Below are 6,676 nucleotides of genomic sequence, written 5' to 3'. Positions count from 1 at the left end.
CGGCGGTCGACCTCGTCGCGGACGGCGAGCTCGCCCGCGAGGCGGCGGGAGAGCTCGCTCAGCGCGGTGGTGGCGCGGTCGCCGAGCGGGTGGACGTCGCGTACGGCGGCGTAGAGCACCCCGCGCACGCCGCCGCGCACGGTGACCGGCGCGGCGACGATGGAACGGATGCCCTCACCCCGCACCGGGTCGTCGTAGTCGTGGGTGATGGTCGTGGCGGGGACGTAGTCGGTCACCGCGTGCGGTCGGCCGTGTTCGAGGACCACGCCGCCGAGGCCGCGCCCCCGGGCGACGTGCAGGCCCCGGATCGCGTCGGTGCGGGCTCCCGCGAACTCCGTCAGCCGCAGCCCGCCCGTTCCCACCCGGCCGCCGAAGACAAGGGGAAGTCCGGTCTCGCGCCGCGCGAGGCGGACGCAGTGCCGGAACGCGTCGCCGTCGTCGGGGCGCATCGAACCCCGGTGTGGTGCGGGCATGGACGCCTCCCTCCGGCGCCGGGCCGACGAGTGACCTGGGACACAGGGAAGCATACGGTTCAGGCCGCCCCGTCGTCCCCGGCGGGGGAGAGGCCGAGTAGTTCGATGGCCCGTTCGCGCATCGCGACCTTGCGGACCTTGCCGGTGACGGTCATCGGGAACTCGTCCACCACGTGCACGTAGCGGGGGATCTTGTAGTGGGCGAGGCGACCGGCGCAGAACTCGCGCAGCGCCTCCGCCGTCAGGGTGGGCGCGGAGTCGGTGAGCTGGACCCAGGCCATGAGTTCCTCGCCGTAGCGCTCGTCGGGCACGCCGATGACCTGTGCGTCGAGGATGTCGGGGTGGGTGTGGAGGAACTCCTCGATCTCGCGGGGATAGATGTTCTCGCCGCCCCGGATGACCATGTCCTTGCTGCGGCCGGTGACGGCGACATATCCTTCGTCGTCCATCACGGCGAGGTCGCCGGTGTGCATCCAGCGCGCGGCGTCGATGACCTCGGCGGTCTGTTCGGGCTGGTTCCAGTAGCCGAGCATGACCGAATAGCCCCGTGTGCACAGCTCGCCTGTCTGCCCCCGGGGCACGGTCAGCCCTGTGACCGGGTCGATGATCTTGACCTCGAGGTGGGGCCCGACCCGGCCGACGGTGGACACACGCCGGTCGAGTGTGTCGTCCCTGCGGGTCTGGGTGGACACCGGCGAGGTCTCGGTCATGCCGTAACAGATGCTCACCTCGGCCATGTGCATCCGGTCGATGACCTGCCGCATCACCTCGGCCGGGCACGGCGATCCCGCCATGATGCCGGTGCGCAGGCTGGTCAGGTCGTAACGGTCGAAGCCGGGAAGGGCGAGTTCGGCGATGAACATCGTCGGCACCCCGTACAGCGACGTGCACCGTTCGGCCTCGACCGCCGCCAACGTGGCCGCGGCGTCGAACGCGGGTGCCGGGATGACCGTCGCGGCGCCGTGGCTGGTGGCCGCCAGATTGCCCATCACCATGCCGAAGCAGTGGTAGAAGGGCACGGGAAGGCAGATCCGGTCGGTCTCGTCGTAGCCGCACAGTTCGCCGACGTTGAAGCCGTTGTTGAGGATGTTGTGGTGCGACAGCGTCGCGCCCTTCGGGAATCCGGTGGTGCCCGACGTGTACTGGATGTTGATCGGGTCGTCCGCGGACAGGGTGGCCGCGATGTCGGCGAGACGCGTCGGGTCGGCCGCCCGCCCTCGCCGCCGGAGTTCGTCCCAGTGGTGCTCGCCGAGCAGCACGACGTCGGTGAGGTCGGGGCAGTTCGGCCGCACCTGGTCGATCATCGCCGCGTAGTCGGACGTCTTGTGGCTGCGGGCCGCGACCAGCGTGCCGATTCCCGCCTGCCGGAGTACGTACTCCAGTTCGTGAACGCGGTAGGCGGGATTGATGGTGACCAGGACGGCCCCGATCCGCGCCGTCGCGTATTGCACGATCGTCCACTCCGGGCAGTTGGGTGCCCAGATCCCCACCCGGTCGCCCTTGGTGACGCCGAGGTCGGCGAGTCCGAGCGCGACCACGTCGACCTCGTCGGCGAACTCGCGGTAGGTCCAGCGTCGTCCGGTCGCGACGTCGAGCACAGCCTCCCGCTCGCCGTGCGCGGCGACGGTGCGGGCGAGGTTGTCGCCGATGGTGTCGCCGAGCAGCGGCACCGCCGACGGCCCGGACGTGTAGCTCGGCAGCACGGGTGAGTCCACGGTGACCTCCACGCATGTCGACATCGACGACCGCTGGCGGGGCCGCCGCGCCGTGCGGACGGCCCTGAGGGGAGCGAACACCGACGGCGGCGTCCAGCACTACCCCCGTGCGGGGGTAGCCGGGATCGGGCGACCGGACCGGCCCGGCGCCCCCGGTCCGCCGTGGGGCGTGGCTCGGAAGAGGGCGTCCCAGGCGTTCTCGGCGACCTCGCCGATCCCGCGTGGTGCGCAGCGCGACCCGGGCGGCGGACGCGTCGTCGGAGGCGTGAAGGGGCAGGACGGAGTCGTGTGCCGTGACCGGCCCTTCTCCGTGCTGTCGACAGTGCTCAGTGACAGGAGCGCTTGGTGGGCCGGGAGCCGCGGCGACGGCGCCGCACACGGCGTTGTCCCTCGATCACCGCCGCGGCCGCGGCGGCGAGCCCGAGGGCGAGCGCCGTCCCCTTGAGCGGCTCGTCGTGGAAGGCCGCGTCACCGAGATAGCCCAGCAACGCCCAGTAGCTCGCCCAGAGGGTCGCGGCCAGCGCGTCGTAGCGGGAGAACAGGCGTAGCGGGTAGCCGGTCACGCCCATGGTCATCGTGGTGCCGGTGCGCACGCCGGGGATGAGCCGGGATGCCACGAGCACCGCGGCACCCCGGTCGGCGAAGGCCTTGTCGACCCGGTCGAACCCGGCGCGCCGCCGGGTTCCCTTCCGCATGCGCCTGGTCACCGGTCCGGAGGCGGCACGACCGAGCAGGTACGACGTGTGGTCTCCGGCGAACGCTCCCAGCGCCGCCGCGCCGATGATGAACAGCACGCCGGTATCGCCCGTGCCGGTGAACACGGAGGCGACGACGATCGCCGTCTCCCCGGGAACCACCGGAAAGAAGCCGTCGAGTGCCGCCAGCAGGAACAATGCCGCGTACACCCACGGGGAGGCGACCGCCTGGTGGACCAGGCCGAGTAGCGCGTCGATCACTGTGTTCTCCGGACATCCGCTGTCGCGTCGCGGTGACCGTAGAAGATTGATCTTGTGGCGCCATCGGCCGGTCGGTCGAGGGACTCTCGGTCGTTCGGCAGGAGCACCACGCCGACCACGTGCTCCGCCCACGACGCACACCTCGTCGTCGCAGGCGGCGGCTGTTGACATGCCGTCAAGGCCTCCTTACCTGCGTTGAGCGCAGTGAAGGAGGCCTTGACGGCTCGCCAACGGGTCTAGTCCGCCACGGTGTGGGTCGCGAGCTGGTCACCGAGGCGGGCCGCGATGGTCTGGACGACCGGGGCGATGCGGTCGACCGCCTCCTTGGTCAGCCTGCCTTCGGGACCGGACACCGACACGGCCGTGGGTGTGGGCGCGCCCGGGATCGCGACGGAGACACAGCGCACGCCGAGTTCCTGCTCGCTCTCGTCGAGGGCGTAGCCACGCTCGGCGATCTCGGCGAGGTGTGCCAGGAACTCCTCGGGATCGGTGTGGGTGTGCTCGGTGTAGGAGGGCATGCCGGTGCGCGTCAGCAGCGCGCGCGCCTCCTCACGCGGAAGGTGCGCCAGGATGGCCTTGCCGACGCCGGTGCCGTGCGGCAACAGCCTGCGCCCGACCTCGGTGAACATCCGCATCGAGTGCTTCGAGGGCACCTGGGAGACGTAGACCACCTCGTCGCGCTCCAGCACGGCGAGATTCGCCGTTTCGCCGACCTCGTCCACCAGTTCGGCCAGCAACGGCCGCGCCCACGTGCCGAACTGGAGGCTCGCGTGTTCGCCGAGCCGGATCAGCCGCGCGCCCAGGGCGTAGCGGCGGTTGGTGTTCTGCCGGACGTACCCGAGCGTCACAAGGGTGCGGATCAACCGGTGGATCGTCGGCATCGGCAATCCCGACGAGGTCGCCAGTTCGGACAGGCTCGCCTCGCCGCCCGCGTCGGCGATGCTTTCGAGCAGGTCGAACGCGCGTTGGAGGGACTGCACGCCCCCGTTGCCCGCTCTGGACGTCACGGGTGACTCCTCTCGCGTTGAGCTTCCGTATCGTAGAAAGTATAGTCCGAATCGCAAAACAACTGAGTCGCTGTTTGGGGTGTTCCATGTCTGATGTGCGCGTGCTCGGCCACGCGGTCGAGCGTGGGGACGAGGTGCTCACCGACGACGCCCTGCGGTTCGTCGCGGGACTGCACGACGCGTTCGCCGCGCGGCGCGACGAGCTGCTCGAGGCCAGGGGGCGTCGCAGGGAGGAGGTCGCCCGCACCGGCAGGCTCGACTTCCTGCCCGAGACCCGTGAGGTCCGCGAGTCGGACTGGCGGGTGGCCGAGGCGCCGGCCGCGCTGCGCGACCGGCGGGTCGAGATCACCGGCCCCACCGACCGGAAGATGACCATCAACGCGCTCAACTCGGGCGCGAAGGTGTGGCTCGCGGATCTGGAAGACGCCAACACGCCGCACTGGGACAACGTCGTCTCCGGCCAGGTCAACCTGTCGGACGCCATCCGGGGCACCATCGAGCTGGAGTCGAACGGCAAGCACTACGCGCTGCGCGACGACGTCGAGCACGCCACGATCGTCGTGCGCCCGCGTGGCTGGCACCTCGACGAGCGCAACATCGAGGTCGGCGGGCGCAAGGCCGTCGGCGCCCTGGTCGACTTCGGTCTCTACTTCTTCCACAATGCCCGTGAGCTTCTCAGTCGCGGTAAGGGCCCGTACTTCTACCTGCCCAAGATGGAGAGTCACCTCGAGGCGCGGCTGTGGAACGACGTGTTCACCCACGCCGAGAAGGAGCTGGGCATCGAGCACGGCACGATCCGCGCCACGGTGCTGATCGAGACCATCCCGGCGGCGTTCGAGATGGAGGAGATCCTCTACGAGCTGCGTGAGCACGCCTCGGGCCTGAACGCGGGTCGCTGGGATTACCTGTTCAGCGTGATCAAGTACTTCCGCGACGCGGGCGAGAAGTTCATCCTGCCCGACCGCAACAGCGTCACGATGACGGCGCCGTTCATGCGCGCCTACACCGAGCTGCTGGTGCGCACCTGTCACAAGCGCGGCGCGTTCGCGATCGGCGGCATGGCCGCGTTCATCCCGAGCAAGGACCCCGAGGTCACCGAGAAGGCCATGGCCAAGGTCCACGACGACAAGGCGCGTGAGGCCGCCGACGGCTTCGACGGCTCCTGGGTCGCCCACCCGGGCATGGTCGCGCTGTGCCGGGAGGAGTTCGACAAGGTCCTCGGCGAGAAGCCGAACCAGCTCGACCGCACCCGTGAGGACGTGTCGGTCACGGCCGACCAGTTGCTCGACGTCGCGGCCACCGAAGGCAGCGCCACCCGCGCGGGCCTGCGCGGCGCGGTGGACGTCGGCGTGCGTTACATCGCCTCGTGGCTGGGTGGCAACGGGGCGGCGGGCATCCACAACCTGATGGAGGATGCCGCCACTGCCGAGATCTCGCGTTCGCAGATCTGGCAGTGGGTGCGCAACGGCGTCGTGCTCGACACCGGCGAGACGGTCACCGAGGAGCTGGTGCGGTCAGTGCTCGCCGACGTGCGCTCCGAGTTGCAGGGCGTCGTCCCGGCCGAACAGCTCGACCCGGCGGTCGAGCTGTTCCAGGAGGTCGCGCTGGCCGAGACGTTCCCCGACTTCCTCACCCTCCCTGCCTACGAACGCATCCGCTGACTCCTGTTGTCGTGTCGTCAAGGCCTCCTTCACTGCACTCAACGCAGTAAAGGGGGCCTTGACTGCACCATCGGCCGCGCCGACGTGGTGTCACGGGTCGACCGAAAGGGCGAGGTAGAGGTCGACCCGCGTGCGGAAGTCGGTCAGGTCCGCGCCGAGCAGCTCACCCGCGCGGGCCAGCCGGTAGCGCACCGTGTTGACGTGCACGTGCAGAGCACGGGCGGTGCGCGCCACCGATGCCGAGTGGTCGAGGAACACCCGCACGGTGCGGAGCAGCTCGGGGTGGTCCGGCAGCGGGCCGAGCACCCGCCGCCGTAGGGCCAGCCGGAGCGCGTCCGGTGCTCCCGCGAGCAGCAGGCGGTGCGGATCGATCTCCTCGCCGGAGACCACGGCGACGCGCTCGGGCCGCCGCGCGGCGGCCTCCACGGCGTACCGGGCCTCCTCCGCCGCACCGCGCAGCCCCGCCACCGTGGCGGGACCGCCCGCGCCGATCAGCACCCGCCCGCGCCCCAGCGTCGACGCGGCTTCCCGAGCTTCCGTCGTCCAGTCACCGGGCCAGGGACCGTCCACCGCGACCAGTGCCCAGGCGTCGTCGCCGACCACACCGAGGAACACCGGCGCGGGATTCTCGGCGAGCAGGTCGTCGAGCAGCTCAACCCCGAACCGCGCGTCGGCGGCACGGACCAGCAGCACGCGCAGCTCGGTGTCGGCGGAGAGCCCGGTGGCGGCGAACGCGGTCGCCACTTCGCCCGTCCCGCCGGAGCCGGCCAGCAGCGCGAGCACCGGTTCGGCCACGCGGGTGCGCGCGGCCCGCACGTCGTCGGCGCGACAGCGGGCCAGACCGACCAGTCCCGCCAGCTCGTC

The 6,676-nt window shown here is 70.8% G+C and carries 6 protein-coding genes; 1 reads left to right on the top strand and 5 read right to left on the bottom strand.

Annotation, left to right across the window (positions count from 1 at the left end):
• From SACSA_RS25790 to SACSA_RS0106335, 4 genes are all read right to left on the bottom strand, one after another.
• Nucleotides 1-473: GAF domain-containing protein (locus SACSA_RS25790; protein WP_028661609.1), on the bottom strand; the 473-nt coding region annotated here is incomplete at its 3' end.
• Between the two features lie 59 nt (nt 474-532).
• Complete coding sequence (locus tag SACSA_RS0106345) at nt 533-2,212, bottom strand: AMP-binding protein (RefSeq protein ID WP_048876473.1); 1,680 nt, start codon at nt 2,210-2,212, stop codon at nt 533-535.
• Nucleotides 2,213-2,514: 302 nt separating this feature from the next.
• Complete coding sequence (locus tag SACSA_RS0106340; protein WP_019814330.1) at nt 2,515-3,144, bottom strand: DedA family protein; 630 nt, start codon at nt 3,142-3,144, stop codon at nt 2,515-2,517.
• A gap of 236 nt (nt 3,145-3,380) precedes the next feature.
• The gene (locus SACSA_RS0106335; RefSeq protein ID WP_048876472.1) at nt 3,381-4,151 is read right to left on the bottom strand and encodes an IclR family transcriptional regulator; all 771 of its coding nucleotides are present in this window, start codon (nt 4,149-4,151) and stop codon (nt 3,381-3,383) included.
• A gap of 86 nt (nt 4,152-4,237) precedes the next feature.
• Between SACSA_RS0106335 and aceB the strand changes: the two genes are divergently transcribed.
• Nucleotides 4,238-5,812: a malate synthase A gene (gene aceB, locus SACSA_RS0106330; protein WP_028661607.1), complete on the top strand. Its 1,575-nt coding sequence runs from the start codon at nt 4,238-4,240 to the stop codon at nt 5,810-5,812.
• A 90-nt stretch (nt 5,813-5,902) separates the two neighbouring features.
• Here the strand turns inward: aceB and SACSA_RS21820 are convergent.
• The coding region (locus tag SACSA_RS21820; RefSeq protein ID WP_019814324.1) for a PucR family transcriptional regulator at nt 5,903-6,676 on the bottom strand (774 nt) is incomplete at its 5' end.

The sequence above is a fragment of the Saccharomonospora saliphila YIM 90502 genome (assembly GCF_000383795.1).
GTDB lineage: Bacteria > Actinomycetota > Actinomycetes > Mycobacteriales > Pseudonocardiaceae > Saccharomonospora > Saccharomonospora saliphila.
The sequence above is the reverse complement of the archived record's forward strand: the minus strand, read 5'-3'. Positions and strand labels throughout refer to the sequence as shown.

Bases quoted from the DNA above. Each gene is read 5' to 3' on its own strand.
- SACSA_RS0106345 (WP_048876473.1), bottom strand. From the start codon at position 2,212: ATGTCGACATGCGTGGAGGTCACCGTGGACTCACCCGTGCTGCCGAGC.
- aceB (WP_028661607.1), top strand. From the start codon at position 4,238: ATGTCTGATGTGCGCGTGCTCGGCCACGCGGTCGAGCGTGGGGACGAG.